The organism is Caballeronia udeis (assembly GCF_044909315.1).
Taxonomy (GTDB): Bacteria; Pseudomonadota; Gammaproteobacteria; order Burkholderiales; family Burkholderiaceae; genus Caballeronia; species Caballeronia udeis_A.
In genome coordinates, this window is the sequence record NZ_JBIYEB010000001.1 from 563,608 (window position 1) to 577,143 (window position 13,536).

General features: G+C 59.3%; 15 protein-coding genes, 1 tRNA gene and 1 pseudogene. 6 read left to right on the forward strand and 11 right to left on the reverse strand.

The window, feature by feature from the left end:
- Positions 1-318: 318 nt before the first annotated feature.
- Positions 319-2,172 carry a phosphoenolpyruvate carboxykinase (GTP) gene (locus tag ABH944_RS02640; protein WP_404604230.1) on the reverse strand — a complete coding sequence of 618 codons (1,854 nt, stop codon included), beginning with the start codon at positions 2,170-2,172 and terminating at the stop codon, positions 319-321.
- 497 nt (positions 2,173-2,669) lie between these two features.
- Between ABH944_RS02640 and ABH944_RS02645 the strand changes: the two genes are divergently transcribed.
- Entirely contained in the window at positions 2,670-3,683 is a 1,014-nt protein-coding gene (locus ABH944_RS02645) for a D-2-hydroxyacid dehydrogenase family protein (RefSeq protein ID WP_404604287.1), read from the forward strand.
- Here the strand turns inward: ABH944_RS02645 and ABH944_RS02650 are convergent, their stop codons facing one another.
- Genes ABH944_RS02650 through ABH944_RS02660 form a run of 3 tightly spaced genes read right to left on the reverse strand, consistent with a single transcriptional unit; the run spans position 3,684 to position 5,469 of the window.
- Positions 3,684-4,160 carry an OsmC family protein gene (locus ABH944_RS02650; protein ID WP_404604231.1) on the reverse strand — a complete coding sequence of 159 codons (477 nt, stop codon included), beginning with the start codon at positions 4,158-4,160 and terminating at the stop codon, positions 3,684-3,686.
- Between the two features lie 17 nt (positions 4,161-4,177).
- The gene (locus tag ABH944_RS02655; RefSeq protein ID WP_404604232.1) at positions 4,178-5,053 is read right to left on the reverse strand and encodes a patatin-like phospholipase family protein; all 876 of its coding nucleotides are present in this window, start codon (positions 5,051-5,053) and stop codon (positions 4,178-4,180) included.
- Between the two features lie 11 nt (positions 5,054-5,064).
- Positions 5,065-5,469, reverse strand: a complete 405-nt coding sequence (locus ABH944_RS02660) for a PaaI family thioesterase (protein WP_404604233.1) — start codon at positions 5,467-5,469, stop codon at positions 5,065-5,067.
- A 272-nt stretch (positions 5,470-5,741) separates the two neighbouring features.
- On the opposite strand from ABH944_RS02660, the gene ABH944_RS02665 reads away from it, so the two are divergent.
- Positions 5,742-5,817 (forward strand) — tRNA-Lys (locus ABH944_RS02665).
- 60 nt (positions 5,818-5,877) lie between these two features.
- Here ABH944_RS02665 and ABH944_RS02670 read toward each other — a convergent pair.
- Complete coding sequence (locus ABH944_RS02670; protein WP_404604289.1) at positions 5,878-6,177, reverse strand: hypothetical protein; 300 nt, start codon at positions 6,175-6,177, stop codon at positions 5,878-5,880.
- On the opposite strand from ABH944_RS02670, the gene ABH944_RS02675 reads away from it, so the two are divergent.
- Positions 6,101-6,268, forward strand: coding sequence for a recombinase family protein (locus ABH944_RS02675; RefSeq protein WP_404604288.1), 168 nt, complete (start codon positions 6,101-6,103; stop codon positions 6,266-6,268). The genes ABH944_RS02670 and ABH944_RS02675 overlap by 77 nt on opposite strands.
- A gap of 746 nt (positions 6,269-7,014) precedes the next feature.
- Here the strand turns inward: ABH944_RS02675 and ABH944_RS44620 are convergent.
- Together ABH944_RS44620 and ABH944_RS02685 are read right to left on the reverse strand one after the other, a co-directional pair.
- A pseudogene (locus tag ABH944_RS44620) lies at positions 7,015-7,159 on the reverse strand (transcriptional regulator); the annotation flags it as partial.
- Between the two features lie 211 nt (positions 7,160-7,370).
- Positions 7,371-7,691 (reverse strand): helix-turn-helix domain-containing protein, encoded by a 321-nt coding sequence (locus ABH944_RS02685; protein ID WP_404604234.1) that lies wholly within the window; start codon positions 7,689-7,691, stop codon positions 7,371-7,373.
- 142 nt (positions 7,692-7,833) lie between these two features.
- Between ABH944_RS02685 and ABH944_RS02690 the strand changes: the two genes are divergently transcribed.
- Both ABH944_RS02690 and ABH944_RS02695 read left to right on the forward strand, forming a co-directional pair.
- Complete coding sequence (locus ABH944_RS02690) at positions 7,834-8,229, forward strand: hypothetical protein (RefSeq protein WP_404604235.1); 396 nt, start codon at positions 7,834-7,836, stop codon at positions 8,227-8,229.
- Between the two features lie 6 nt (positions 8,230-8,235).
- Positions 8,236-8,745 carry a hypothetical protein gene (locus ABH944_RS02695; protein WP_404604236.1) on the forward strand — a complete coding sequence of 170 codons (510 nt, stop codon included), beginning with the start codon at positions 8,236-8,238 and terminating at the stop codon, positions 8,743-8,745.
- A gap of 187 nt (positions 8,746-8,932) precedes the next feature.
- Here the strand turns inward: ABH944_RS02695 and ABH944_RS02700 are convergent, their stop codons facing one another.
- From ABH944_RS02700 to ABH944_RS02715, 4 genes are all read right to left on the reverse strand, one after another.
- Positions 8,933-9,088, reverse strand: coding sequence for a helix-turn-helix domain-containing protein (locus ABH944_RS02700; protein WP_404604237.1), 156 nt, complete (start codon positions 9,086-9,088; stop codon positions 8,933-8,935).
- A gap of 306 nt (positions 9,089-9,394) precedes the next feature.
- Positions 9,395-10,660, reverse strand: a complete 1,266-nt coding sequence (locus ABH944_RS02705; protein WP_404604238.1) for an MFS transporter — start codon at positions 10,658-10,660, stop codon at positions 9,395-9,397.
- Between the two features lie 40 nt (positions 10,661-10,700).
- On the reverse strand, positions 10,701-11,264 hold the full coding sequence (locus tag ABH944_RS02710; RefSeq protein WP_404604239.1) for an isochorismatase family protein: 564 nt from the start codon (positions 11,262-11,264) through the stop codon (positions 10,701-10,703).
- Between the two features lie 107 nt (positions 11,265-11,371).
- A complete protein-coding gene (locus ABH944_RS02715; RefSeq protein ID WP_404604240.1) occupies positions 11,372-11,836 on the reverse strand; it encodes a MarR family winged helix-turn-helix transcriptional regulator in 465 nt (154 codons plus the stop codon).
- 202 nt (positions 11,837-12,038) lie between these two features.
- Here ABH944_RS02715 and ABH944_RS02720 point away from each other — a divergent pair, with 202 nt between their 5' ends.
- Positions 12,039-13,256 (forward strand): NHL repeat-containing protein, encoded by a 1,218-nt coding sequence (locus tag ABH944_RS02720; RefSeq protein WP_404604241.1) that lies wholly within the window; start codon positions 12,039-12,041, stop codon positions 13,254-13,256.
- Positions 13,257-13,536 lie beyond the last annotated feature (280 nt).

Sequence of the window (13,536 nt, forward strand, 5' to 3'; positions counted from 1 at the left end):
AGACGGCCTCTTTTAAATTCCAGAAGCAATTCGGAATTATCCTAGGACTCCGTCTTTCGTGCAGAAGTTGCCGGAAATGTGACTTTTTACGACAAAAAATTTCGGCTTTAACATTCAGTAAGGTGAAACAGAGTGCATTGTTGCAAAATTCGGAACGATGTAGCTCTCAAGCGAGAGCCGGCATAATTCTGAAAAACTGGCTGAAGCAATTTTGGCGCAGTAGAGCGGGAAATGCATAAGGGCCGCTAATGCGGCCCTTATTTCATCGATTATGTCGACTTCCGTCACTAATCGCGTTAATCGTGCGGTAACAGAAAGTCAGGCCGAGAGTCTTTTTTCGATCCCGGCTTTCGTCTCTGCAAGCTCGTCGGGCAGTCCCTGGGCGAGTTTCGTGAACAACTCATCGTGTAATTCGAGCTCAGCGCGCCATGCCGAGTCCTGCACGGAGACCACGCGTTCGAACTGTTCCCGGGTGAAGTCGAGCGCACCCCAGTCTATGTCCTCAAAGCGCGGCGACAGCCCGAACGCATGTTCCTCACCCTTCGCGGTGCCTTCAATACGGCCGATCATCCAGCTCAGCACGCGCATGTTGTCGCCGAAACCCGGCCACACGAACTTGCCGTCGTCGCCCTTGCGGAACCAGTTCACGCAGAAGAATTTCGGCAGCCTGGCGTCGAGTTTCTCCAGCCGCTCGCCCACTTTCAGCCAGTGGCCGAAATAGTCGCTCATGTTGTAGCCGCAGAACGGCAGCATGGCAAACGGATCGCGCCTGACCACGCCTTGCTGGCCGGCTGCGGCGGCGGTGGTTTCGGAGCCCATCGTGGCGGCCATGTAGACGCCCTCGTTCCAGTTGCGCGCCTCGGTCACGAGCGGTACGGTGTCGGAACGACGGCCGCCGAAGATAAATGCATCGATCGCCACGCCGGCCGGATTTTCCCAGTCGGCATCAATAGATGGGCATTGCGCGGCCGGCGCCGTGAAGCGCGCGTTCGGATGCGCCGCCTTCTTGCCCGACTCGGGTGTCCAGTCGTTGCCCTGCCAGTCGATCAGATGCGCCGGCGGTGTGTCCGTCATGCCTTCCCACCAGACATCGCCGTCGTCGGTAAGGGCAACGTTCGTGAAGATCACGTTCTCCTTGAGCGTCGCCATGGCGTTGAAGTTGGTCTTTTCGCTCGTGCCGGGCGCCACGCCGAAATAGCCCGCTTCGGGGTTGATCGCGTACAGCCGGCCGTCGCGGCCCGGTTTGATCCAGGCGATGTCATCGCCGATGGTGGAGACCTTCCAGCCCGCCATGTCCTGTGGCGGGATCAGCATCGCGAAGTTGGTCTTGCCGCACGCCGATGGAAACGCGGCCGCGACGTGATACTTGCGCCCTTCCGGCGACGTCACGCCGAGAATCAGCATGTGTTCGGCGAGCCAGCCTTCATCGCGTCCCATTGTCGATGCAATCCGCAGCGCGAAACATTTCTTGCCGAGCAGCGCGTTGCCGCCGTAACCCGAACCAAAACTCCAGATCTCGCGGCTTTCCGGAAAATGGACGATGTATTTCGTGTCATTGCACGGCCACGGCACGTCCTTCTGCCCCGCCTGCAATGGCGCGCCAACCGAATGCACGCAGGGAACGAACTCACCGCCGGCGCCCAGCACGTCGTACACCGCGCGGCCCATGCGCGTCATGATGCGCATGTTGGTGACCACGTACGGGCTGTCGGTCAGTTCCACGCCGATGTGCGCGATCGGCGAGCCGAGCGGGCCCATCGAAAAGGGGACAACGAACATCGTCCGGCCGGTCATGCAGCCGTCGAAGAGACCGTCCAGCGTAAGACGCATTTCCGCGGGATCGATCCAGTTGTTCGTCGGACCGGCCTGGCTCGCGCGCGCCGAGCAAATGAACGTCCGATCCTCCACCCGAGCGACATCGGACGGGTCCGAGCAGGCGAGATAGGAATTGGGCCGTTTGGCGGGATTGAGGCGTTTGAGCGTGCCGGCATCGACCATTTGCTGGGACAGGCGGTCGTATTCCTCCTCCGACCCGTCGCACCATTCAATCCGGTCCGGCTTCGTCAGCGCGGCGACCCGCTGCACCCAGTCGATGAGTTTTTGGTTTTTCACATACGACGGTGCGTCGCGGTCGGCGACTACGTTTTGATCTACTACTGCGGGCTGGTTCATCGAGCACACTCCGTTCTTAGATGAGAAAACGGTTTGCAACCCGCCGGCGCTGCTCGCGAGAGGCGCATTTCAGGCCGCCGGTTTTGCCTGCACGGCGGAACTCACGTGACAGACGGCGACACAAAAACAAGGCATGCGTCGGGGAGTTGACTAGTCTGGTGGCGACTGCCGTCTGAATCGCGGCTTGCGTCGGCACGGAACATACTGTTAAAAAGGAATAGGAATTGTCTCCATCGTTGCCGGTTTTCCGGCGCTCGTGACGCGTGAATGGCTAAACTGCCCTATTCCGCATTCGAATTCTTTCAGATACCCATTCGGCGACCGGTAAATTCGCCGTGCTACACCAGCAGCTTAACGCGACGCGATGCCCGTATTTCGGCGAATTTCTACGTAATTACCCGATAAATCCGTAATTACCCGAACTTACCGCGTTGATTCCTGTCCATCCTCGAATTTCTGCAGCACGTTTGATGCCTATCAAAAGCCAATCCATGCCAATCAAAATTGCCATCCTGGACGACTACCAAGACGCCGTTCGCAAGCTAGATTGTTTCAGTCTGCTCGCCGATCATGAGGTGAAAGTATTCAATAACACGGTGCGCGGACTCGGACAGTTGGCTAGCAGACTTTCGGAAGTAGAAGCGCTCGTGCTGATCCGCGAGCGCACCCGGATCAGCTCGCAACTGCTCGACAAACTGCCGCGGCTGCGCATGATCAGCCAGACCGGCAAGGCAGGCGGCCACATTGAGCTCGATGCGTGTACCGAGCGCGGAATCGCAGTGCTCGAAGGCACCGGTTCGCCGATTGCGCCGGCCGAGCTGACCTGGGCGCTGATCATGGCCGCACAGCGCCGGATACCGCAGTACGTGGCGAACCTGAAGCAGGGGGCGTGGCAGCAGTCCGGCCTGAAAACTTCCGCGTTGCCGCCGAATTTCGGCCTGGGCCAGGTGCTTCGGGGCCAGACGCTGGGGATTTGGGGATACGGAAAAATTGGCCAGTTGCTTGCCGGCTACGGCAAGGCATTTGGCATGAAAGTGATGGTCTGGGGCCGGGAGCATTCCCAGGCCGCCGCGCGTGCTGACGGCGTGGATGTGGCCGCGAGCCGCGAAGCACTGTTCGAACAGAGCGATGTGCTCTCGTTGCATCTGCGGCTGAACGACGAAACGCGCGGCATTGTCACGGCCGCCGATCTGATGCGCATGAAGCCCACCGCGCTGTTTGTGAATACCAGCCGCGCCGAACTGCTCGAAGAAAATGCGCTGCTCAACGCGCTGCATCACAACCGGCCGGGGATGGTTGCCATCGACGTGTTCGAAAGCGAGCCGATCCTGCAGGGTTACAGCCTGCTGCGCATGGAAAACGTCATTTGCACACCGCACATCGGGTACGTGGAGCGCGAAAGCTACGAGCTCTATTTCACGGCGGCGTTCAAGAACATCCTCGCCTTCGATGCCGGCGACACCTCGAGCGTCGCCAATCCGGAAGCGCTGGTGGGCGGACGCCGGCGATAGTTAAAGCGTGGAAATGTCCGTGGACGGTTCGCATCGGACGGGGAAATTGACCGAGTTCGCGATAAAGCAGAACTTATGCGCTTCCTCGTGCAAACGGTCGGCCAGCTCCACGTCGCCGCCCGCGCCAATAGTCACTTGCGGGCGCAGGACGACGTCGGTGAAGCGACCGCTTCCTTGGGCCGTTTCCTCCATCGTGCCAACGGGGTCATCCACGTAACCCGTCACCACAATGCCGTTCACGGCGCACAGGTGCAGGTACCAGAGCATGTGGCACGACGAAAGCGACGCGACGAACAGCTCTTCCGGGTTGTGGCGCGTGGCGTCGCCGCGAAACGCCGGATCACTCGATGCCTCGATGGCCACCTTGTTCGCTGCACGAACCAGGTGGTCGCGGGAGTACGCGTCGTAGCGCGAGGTGCCGGAGCCTTGGTTGCCCGTCCAGGCAACTTGCAGCGTGTATTTGTGGTGTTTGGCCATCGGTTCGATACTCCTTCTTAGAGATGCGCGGCTGCGCCCAGCAGATCGGGCAAGCGTGTCAGGAATTGCTCGCCGTCGGCACGGCCCAGGTCGTATGCGGGCCGCATCAGCGACGGACTCGTGTAATCCCACGCCGAAATCGGCACCTTGCGCGACGGCTGCACATAAATGCGACGCTGGTCGCGGTTCGCACCGTGCTCCACGACAAACATCTGCGGTCGCGGATACACACGCGTCACCATCACGAGAACCAGTCCCGGCGACGCATCCAGCGCGCCGACGGGCACATTGTCGACCATGCCGCCGTCGAGCACCGGCCGGCCGTGCCGACGCATGACCGGCGTGAACGGCGGCGTACAGGACGACTGCAGGATCAGCTCGGCGAGGTCTTCGACCGTCGCGCACGATTGCGCTTTGACGAATTCTGGATGGAAACCGAGAGATTGACCGAGCGTGGGATGCAGCTTCTTGCGCACGTACTTTTCGATGTTATAGGCGATCAGCCCCGCCGCTACCGCGCTGCGGGCACCGAGCCAACGCGGCAAATGCGATAAGCCGATACGAATTTCCGGCGCGTCCTGCAGCGATGGAAATTCGGCGCCGTAGATATCGAGTAAAGCCTGGCGATAGATCCGATAGTGCGGAAACACCGATTCGCTGCGCAGCAGATTGCCCCAATACGCGTTTTTCGAATTGTCACGCAGCACGCGCGCGTAGTAATCCATCACCCATTCGGCATGATTCATGTACAGCATGCACGCCGTGGCCGCGCCGGCCGAGATGCTGGTGATCACACGCGGGCGCAGCTGGAGTTCTGGCTGGACGACGTCCCAAAAACCGGCTTGCCACCAGCAGCGGTTGCCGCCGCCGGCGAATACGACTTGATCGAACATGCTGGCTTGTTCTATGAGAGGAGCATGACCGTGGTGGTCGCGTGAGCTGCGAGCGCGCCGGTTTCATCGTGGAGTTCGATTTCGCCGAAGACCAGGTTGCGGCCGCGGCGCAGGATTGACGCGGTTACCAGGACATCGCCGGTTTTTATCGGACGCAGGAAGCTTGTGGTGAGCGAAACGGTGGTCATCGGCTCAAAACCTCCCAGCGCGTGCGCGATAGCGACAATCATCGCCGTGTCGGCAGCGGCCATGAAAACCTGGCCGCAGATCACGCCGCCCGCGTGGCGGAGCTTGTCCGTGTGGGGCAGGCGCAGGGTGACGCTGGTATCGGTGGCGCTTTCCGGCGCCAGGCCCAGGTCGCGGATCCACGGCGCGAAGGTGGTGTCGAGCAGAGCGCGGATGGCGGATTCGTCCATGGAGTTGGTTGGGTGATGTTGGTCTCGCGGCTGTTCTTGTGGCTGCTTTCGTGCGATTGCCGGTGCCGCAACGAGCGCGTGTTTCACGCGTTCGTCATGATAACGGCTCGTGACAATTGCCCGAAGCGAGGCTTTTTTTGAGACGGACGATGAACGTCCACGCCATGTGCCGCGCGGCTCTCGGGCATCAGCGAGACGGTATTTTCAGGTTTTGCATTGCAGACAGTTGCGTAATCGGCGAAAACGTCGCTATAATTCGGATTCAGTTTTTCGGGGCGTTAGCTCAGCTGGTAGAGCAGCGGACTCTTAATCCGTAGGTCGACAGTTCGAATCTGTCACGCCCCACCACTTACCCTTGGGTAGGAAAATCAAGCACTTGCGCGTAGGCGCCGGTGCTTTTTTTTCGTCTTAAGTCACGTGCACCGGCGTCAAAAACTGGCCTTTGCCGGAAATCTGCCGGAGTTCGAGAATCCAGACCAAGCGTTTAATAACGACCTCTGGAGTTTTGAAATGGGATACATCAACCAACGCGGTGCGTACTGGCGCGCTGAGATTCGTCGACGCGGGTACAAGCCGGCCTATCGTACTTTTGATACAAAGCAGCACGGGGCTGGCAAAGGCAATCGAGTACGTGCGCGATAGCGACACATTGGTCGTCCATTCGCTGGATCGACTTGCACGCAACGTCGAGGACTTGTTGCGCACCATGCGCAACCTGAACGCGCGTCGATCTCAGCCTGTTGCCCCGTTTTCGGGACATCATGTAATGCTGCCGTACTCGTTTGGAAGCGCGTCGTGAAGGGAGAAAGCGGATTTCCCGACCTTCGCTGGCACGCCCTGCGGCATGAAGCGCCCAGCCGCTTGTTCGAAAAGCGGCTTCGCCCGCTTGAGGTCGCAGCGTTACTGGACATAGATCTATGCAGATGCTCAAGCGGTACACCCACCTGAATCCTGCGGATCTCTTGGCGACGCTCGGCTAATCCCTTTTGGCGGGAAGCCGTTTCAACCCAACTTCGTATGTGCCAAGCAGGCACAAGACTCAACCGCAAGATGTTGAACGACGACAGGAGACATAGTCTGATTAGCTTGCATCCGATCATGACAACCGCTACTTGTCGTCTCTCTTACCTTTTGGCGTAAAGGGCTTGGTTTTTCCCGCGCAAGCCTCGGCACGCCCTTGCAACGTATCGACTACGAATGATCGAGGCAAATCTGGATTGTCGCGAGCTGCGCGGTCTATCGCGGCTTCGTCAATCTTGAGCGGCGCGTCGAAGTCGGCCGACATGCCGACCTGGCCAGCCAGTGTGCCGAAACGACGACGCGGTGCGCCTTCGATGCCCGGTTGAGTGCCGCCGAGATCGGCAAGTCGGGTGGCGGCCTCTCTGGCCACGCCGGCGTCACACGGCAATCGATCAGTAGCCGGTTTCATAGCCTCAACCGATCCTGGCGCAGGATTGATTTTGCGTGCCTGCAATTGCGCAATGGAACGCCCCAGGTCCGTAACGTTAGCCGGAGAGCGCAGTAGGTGCGCCGTCTCCATCAAGCTCTCATAATGCTCAATGAGGATGCTCAGTACCTCCAGCCTGTCGCCTTCCGATGTGCCGGGTTCCGGGTCGAGGTCGACCAGTGCCGACACTTCTGCCAGCGCTGCGCGATAGTCATCTTCAGTATGCAGTGGTCGAATGTCCATTGTGATCCCGAGGCGTTGGATACAGGCCAGTGTAGCGGGCCGTCGCCGTTAATAGGGCGACCCTCTCTTGCCCGGCCGAGTCCCATGCTTCGTTGTCATCGTGTCTTGCGTCGATTCAACATCGGTCAGCACAGCGTGTGGCAAGAAGGACCTAACCGGACGGGGTGCCTGCGGTGGCCGCTATCTGGTTAGACCCTAAACAGCCATGAGCCTATTCTTGCGGTAAGCCAGTAAACGCCTCAATTAGCGCCAAGAGCGCTGCACGTTTGCCTGCGTCGAGCTCACGAAGTCCCGTAACTATTCGCTGTTCATCTTCATTCTCAAGACGAGATGCCTTTTTTCCCGTTAGGAGATAGTAGGCATCCACGCCCGCCGCAGTAATTGCGCTCAGGTAATCGGAATTCGGTCGCCTCATGCCCTTCTCGTACTGAAACTGCGCGTGCTGTTTCACGCCGCCTAAGGCTGCAAACTCCGCCTGATTCAAGCCCAGACGCGACCGCTCACTCTTTAGCCGCTCCCCGAACACATCCATTTGACAGGTTTTCCTCTTGACAAAGTATCAAACGATACTAAAATTGACTCTGAAGACATTCGATTGATATATTTCCCCGCGCCCGGCAGCCGGTCTCCATCCGTCAATCGGTCGTCTCGCGCTCCCGTTCCGAGAGGGCACCATGCCAGTCAATTACGAAATACGTGGCACGCTACCGGTTCGCGCCGACTTCAAGCACATCCACGCCCAGCAGTTCGCCGAAAGCATCGCCAACCCCGCTGACGTCTACTTCGCGACCGACTCTGTCACCCACTCGCTCGTCCTGCGCATACGGGGCGCGCTTCACCAAAGCGACCAGCAATCGGTCGAAGAAGCCCTTGAACAGTTCGCACGCAAATGGGCCATGGCCGGCGCGATCTTCAGCCGCCTCCGATACGGTGAACCCTCGTTCGTCCCACTAGGCCTTTCGCATCACGTCGATCTGCTCGCCGAGCTCGACGACCTTCACGCGCAACTGAATGCGCTCCTGGAGCGCCAGGCATTCATCCTCAAGCGGTTCCTGGCACCTGACCGGTAAGCGGCAATGGCAATCACCCAAATGGTCGAATGTATGGCGGTCATCGCGAGGTCTACATTGGAGAAATGGTCATATGTCCTCTCGGGTTCGATGTCGGTACAGGACGATATCGAGGCGGAAGACATCGAAAGCGTCTCACGGCATCTGGGCGGCATCGCAGAAGTATATCTTTCGCACGACAAGGTTTCGCACACCGTTTCACTGCGCATCGCAGGCACCATTGCTCGAGACGATGTTCGTGTCATCGAGAAACGCATCGAGAGATTCGCCGAAGAACACGGAACGACCGGCACCATTCTACTGAGCGAATGGAACGGCCTGACAGATTGGCTCATGGTCGGACTAAACTGGCATGTCCAGTGTCTCATCCGGCTCGGTGCCGTACAGGAACAACTCGCGAAGCTCACGGAACCAGACGTCGACTTTCTCGTACGGCTTGAGCCGCCTGGCGAAAATGCAATCTCGCGCGGGCAATCCATCATGCGTGTGGCATTGGATACGCCCCAACGCTCATAGACGGGGAAGAAGAGCCTCCACCTCGGCTGGTGACAAGTCGGCCTGGCGCGGTCAGCGGGTGAAAGCGGTGGCCTACGTACTGCCGAGCTTACGCGGCAAGCTCGGCTGTCAGTTCAGGATACTTGATAATCAAACGCAACAGGCACAGCACTGCACCCGACGGTGCAAAGCGGCGCTGCTCCCAATCTCACCGAGTGGCAACTGGCGTACCGATGCGCTCAGCAAATGCGGCCTGAGTCAGGCTGGATGCCTCGCGCGCTTGCCGCACGAGCATCTGTTCAGGGCTCGTCACGCGACCAACATGCGCCTTGGCTTCTTCAGGCGTATGGCGCAGATCCGGCATCGGCCTCGATGGCCTTGGTGATTTTCTCGATGTTCATCACGCCACCTTTTGGATGTCCTTGGGCAGCAAGTTCTCGCGCTCGGCCTCGGACCAGACACGCTCGGCTTACTTCTGGAAGATCGGGGTTTCGATCACGGCCGTGGGAAGTCTTGCCATGCAGCCAAAGAGAGCGGATGCGCCGCCGCAGCCCTTCGGATAGATTTACGCAAGCCATCCCACTACACCATCAAAAATCATCGTTGCAAAAATGGGCGTGACCATAGATTTGCTTTGTGGCTTTTGGTTATCGCCAGAGATATTCGCCCTTCAAACCACCGCATCACCGTCATCGATACTAAACCGCAGCCTCCCTGCGTCGATGAACACTCGCAACTGGCGGTACTTCGCCAAATACCGAATCCCGACGATAGCCGCTGCAAACCCCGCTGCCGCTGCAACGCCAAGCGCCCAGCGCGGGCCAAACCTGTCGGCGACCCAACCCACCACCGGCGCACCCAAGGGCGTGCCGCCCAGCGCGATCGCCAGAAAGATCGCCATCACGCGACCGCGCATGGCGGGTTCGGTGGATAGCTGCATGGTGCTGTTCGTCGTCGTGGTGATGGTTTGCGCGGACACGCCAATGACCACGAGCGCAAGACCAAAGAATGCATAGCCCGGCGCGATTGCTGCCAACGCACAGCCGGCGCCGAAGATCGCAGTGCTCGCGAACAGCACACCGATATGCGGTTTCGTCCGCCTCGCGGCGAGCAACGCACCTGCGACCGTGCCTACCGCCATGACCGACGACAGGAGTCCGTATTGACTCGCGCCGGCGTGAAAGACGGTGACGGACATCGTGGAAATGAAAATCGGGAAGTTCAGTCCAAACGTTCCGATCAGAAACAGCATGAGCAGCACCGCTTTCAGATCGGGTCGCTTCCAGACGTATCGAAACCCTTCCGCAAGACTCCCGCGCGCCCGGACAGCCCGCTTGCTCTGATGAAACTCACGCACGCGAAGGAACCCCAGCGAGCAGAGCACCGCGACAAACGACGCCGCGTTGATCAGGAAGACCCACCCGGTCCCCACCGATGCAATCAGCACGCCTGCAATGGCCGGCCCGATCATCCGCGCGGCATTGAACGATGTGGAGTTCAACGCGACCGCGTTCGACAGATCGGTTTCCCCCACCAATTCGGCGACGAAGGTTTGACGGGCGGGGGCATCGAACGCACTCACGCTGCCGAGCAAGAACGCAAACACGTACACGTGCCACAACTGGACCCATCCGGCGACAGTGAGAATGCCCAGCCCGAGCGCGAGCGTTCCCAAAGCCGCCTGCGTGCCAATCAAAAGTTTGCGGCGATCGAGATGGTCGGCCGCAAAACCGGTGAAAGGCAGCAAGAGAAGATGCGGGCCGAACTGGAGCGCCATGACTATGCCCACCGCAGTCGCATTGTGGCGGGTCAGTTGCGTGAGCACGAGCCAATCCTGGGCGGTGCGCTGCATCCACGTTCCAATATTGGACACGATCGCGCCGCCGGCCCAGACCCGGTAGTTGAAGCTGTTCAGCGAGCGGAAGGTTCCTTTCACCGGACAGCTCCCGAGGCTGCTATCTCCGCGCTGAAAGAGCTCACGCGCGGGTGCTGCCAAGCAGATCGATGATCTCGCGGGTCGTGCCCGTCTCGCCCAGCCTTGGGAAGATCCGCGTGATGCTGTTGATGTGGGCATCGGCGTTCATGTCGGTCATCGCGTCGGTAGCCAGCGTCACATTGAACCCATGCTCGTGGGCGTAGCGGGCAGTCGACTCCACCCCAACGCTGGTCGCCACGCCGGCGATAACGACCTGCGTAACACCCAGCTTCTTGAGATATTCATCGAGGTCGGTGTTCGTGAACGCACCCCACGTCCGCTTCGTAACGATGTGATCATCCGGCTGCTGCTTCAGTTCGGGGACAAGTTCGGCCCAGTCCGCGGGAAGCCCGGCGAGGCTACGGGCCTGCTCCGCGCGTCCCGGCGCGCCGCCGGTAACGTTGACGAGCACGACCGGCAAGCCGTGGCTACGGAACGCGTCAAGCAACTCGCTGGCGTGCTTGACGACTTCATTGACGGGGTGCGCGGTGGGGAGCGCAACAATGCCCTTTTGCAAATCGATGACAACAAGGGCCGTTTTCGGATCGAGCGTGGTGATTGCCATGGCGTTTTCCTTCATGCGAGGTGGACTGCGGCGCGCCCTTGAACCAGGCGCGGCAAAGGGAGTAGCTGAGCCGATGGCACTGCTTCTGCCACGCAGCATGGGGTCAATCAGGAATCGACGAGCCGGTTGAGCAGCGTGACGGTGGTCACAAGCTCCTGCTGCTGCGCGGGTGTGAGCTTGGTTCGAATGGCCCGGAACAACCAGTCTTCCCGGGCTGCACGGCTCGCCTTGATCCATTCGCGACATGTGTTGGTGAGCGACAAAATGGTCTGACGTCCATCGGCTGGGTCCGGCGTGCCGATCACAAACCCGGCCGCCTCGAGAGTCGACACGGTGGCGCCCATGGATTGCGGGCGCACACCTTCAGCCCGCGCGAGCGTGGTGACGGTCGCGGGACCCTCGCGCTCCAGCCGGCTAAGGGCTGACATCTGGGACAAAGTAAACTCTCCCAGACTGGCCTCTTCGCGCAGCCGCCGTTTCAGCTTGCCAAGCACCACGCGCAATTCGCCCGCGACAGCATGCGCACGCGCGACTTCCGGATCGATGGGTTGCGTTTCGTTGTTCGTCTTCATGTCGGTACGTTAGCAGATACGAAGGCAAACTACAAAGTTTAACTTCTAATTTAAATGACTAAACGTGCTGTCACAGGGCGTTCGTCGAGCATGGGCACGGCTCCATCTTGGTAATTTTCTGTAACATCCGGTCGTCGATAACGGCCATCATTAAGAAGCGCCGATGTATTCTTCTTTCCCATTTATTAGGGAACGAAGATCCATGACGATTTTCTTGCGTGCCATTCTCGTGTCGTGCGTCAGTACGATGCTGGTTGCCTGCGGTGGCGGCGGCAATTCGACGACGGCGGCGGCGGGACCTGCCAGCGTTGCAGCAGGCGCCTCTGTGACCATGACCGCGAACGAGTCGGTGATGGTGCCTTCCGGCGCGATCATTACGTCGCCAAATGGCAGCGTCATCACCCTGAATGGATCGTCGAACACAGTCGCCACGCAAGCTGGCGCAACGGTGACCGTGCCCGCGAGCGCAACCGGCGTCGCGAACAACGTGGTCACGACCGGACAAACATCGAGCGCGGCTGTCTCTGCCACGCCGGTCACGGTCACAGCTCTGGCGGGATCGGCGACGACCTTCGCCGGCTCTCTGTCGACACCGACTATCCAGGACGGAACGGGCGCTGCCGCAATACTTCACGGCGGCGGTTATCTTGCCGTCGACAACAATGGCAACGTGATCTTCTCGGACGAAGGCGCACTCAGGAAACTTACGCCGCAAGGCGTAGTGACAACCTTGTCCGCTGCGGCCCAGCCCTACGAGTGGGATGGCGTTGCGATTGATTCAGCTAACGACATCTATGGCTCGGCCCCTAGCGTGACGCTCGCCTCTGTTTCGCCAGCATTGTTTGGTGCTTCGATCTCCGAAATGACGGCTTCAGGAGCCTTGGCAAGTCCGTATCCGAACTGGGAGAGTTCCCCTTCCCCCAACGTTGCGTCTGGCGGACTCGTGTTCGACAGCAAGGGAAACCTGTTTTTTGCCGATGTAGTCAATAACCGGATCGTCAAGTTCACCCCACCGACCGGCTGGACTGTTTTTGCCGGCAATGGCACGGCTGGAAACGCGGACGGAGCCGGGACCGCTGCGACGCTCACACTGACCTCCAACAATCTGGGGATCGATGCCAACGACAACCTTTATGTGAGAAGCCCCAGCGTATTCCGCAAGATATCGCCCGATGGAACCGTGACGACAATCACGCCGCCCACGCTCATGACGGGCGCGGGATTTACCGTCGATGCCGCGGGCGATATCTTTACCGTTGACATACAAACGATCTATCGCATGTCGGTCGGCGGCACAGTGACCGCGTATCCGTTCGCTGCGCCTTCGGGCTTCGTCACCTCCCTCGCGATCGACAAAAACAACAACCTGTATGCGGGTACGCAAGGACAGGGAGCGCAAATTCTCAAAATTTCTTTCTGAGCACTCACGACCCGCTACTCGAGCGGGTCAAAACGGCGCAAAAACTTTCCGCAGTCCTTGTTCTTTCACGATAAGAATATTTTCCAAAAGCTTCACGAAAGCATTACCGATTTTATGGTTGGTAATGGAGGATTGCTCAAGCAGAGATGTTTTCCGTGAGTATCGTGTTTTCGGGCTTGCAAAAACCCGACACGACCGGAAGCTGCGTTCACAGCCTTGCCCAGCGCGTGCGGGCCTTTTTGCACGCGTTGTTTCCGTTTTTTTCAATTACTAACAACCA

What these genes read in the sequence shown, in the direction of transcription:
- ABH944_RS02640 (WP_404604230.1), bottom strand. Translation starts at nt 2,172, where the DNA reads ATGAACCAGCCCGCAGTAGTAGATCAAAACGTAGTCGCCGACCGCGAC.
- ABH944_RS02650 (WP_404604231.1), bottom strand. Translation starts at nt 4,160, where the DNA reads ATGGCCAAACACCACAAATACACGCTGCAAGTTGCCTGGACGGGCAAC.
- ABH944_RS02655 (WP_404604232.1), bottom strand. Translation starts at nt 5,053, where the DNA reads ATGTTCGATCAAGTCGTATTCGCCGGCGGCGGCAACCGCTGCTGGTGG.
- ABH944_RS02660 (WP_404604233.1), bottom strand. Translation starts at nt 5,469, where the DNA reads ATGGACGAATCCGCCATCCGCGCTCTGCTCGACACCACCTTCGCGCCG.
- ABH944_RS02670 (WP_404604289.1), bottom strand. Translation starts at nt 6,177, where the DNA reads ATGGTGCGCAACAAGTCCTCGACGTTGCGTGCAAGTCGATCCAGCGAA.
- ABH944_RS02685 (WP_404604234.1), bottom strand. Translation starts at nt 7,691, where the DNA reads ATGGATGTGTTCGGGGAGCGGCTAAAGAGTGAGCGGTCGCGTCTGGGC.
- ABH944_RS02690 (WP_404604235.1), top strand. Translation starts at nt 7,834, where the DNA reads ATGCCAGTCAATTACGAAATACGTGGCACGCTACCGGTTCGCGCCGAC.
- ABH944_RS02695 (WP_404604236.1), top strand. Translation starts at nt 8,236, where the DNA reads ATGGCAATCACCCAAATGGTCGAATGTATGGCGGTCATCGCGAGGTCT.
- ABH944_RS02700 (WP_404604237.1), bottom strand. Translation starts at nt 9,088, where the DNA reads ATGCCGGATCTGCGCCATACGCCTGAAGAAGCCAAGGCGCATGTTGGT.
- ABH944_RS02710 (WP_404604239.1), bottom strand. Translation starts at nt 11,264, where the DNA reads ATGGCAATCACCACGCTCGATCCGAAAACGGCCCTTGTTGTCATCGAT.
- ABH944_RS02715 (WP_404604240.1), bottom strand. Translation starts at nt 11,836, where the DNA reads ATGAAGACGAACAACGAAACGCAACCCATCGATCCGGAAGTCGCGCGT.
- ABH944_RS02720 (WP_404604241.1), top strand. Translation starts at nt 12,039, where the DNA reads ATGACGATTTTCTTGCGTGCCATTCTCGTGTCGTGCGTCAGTACGATG.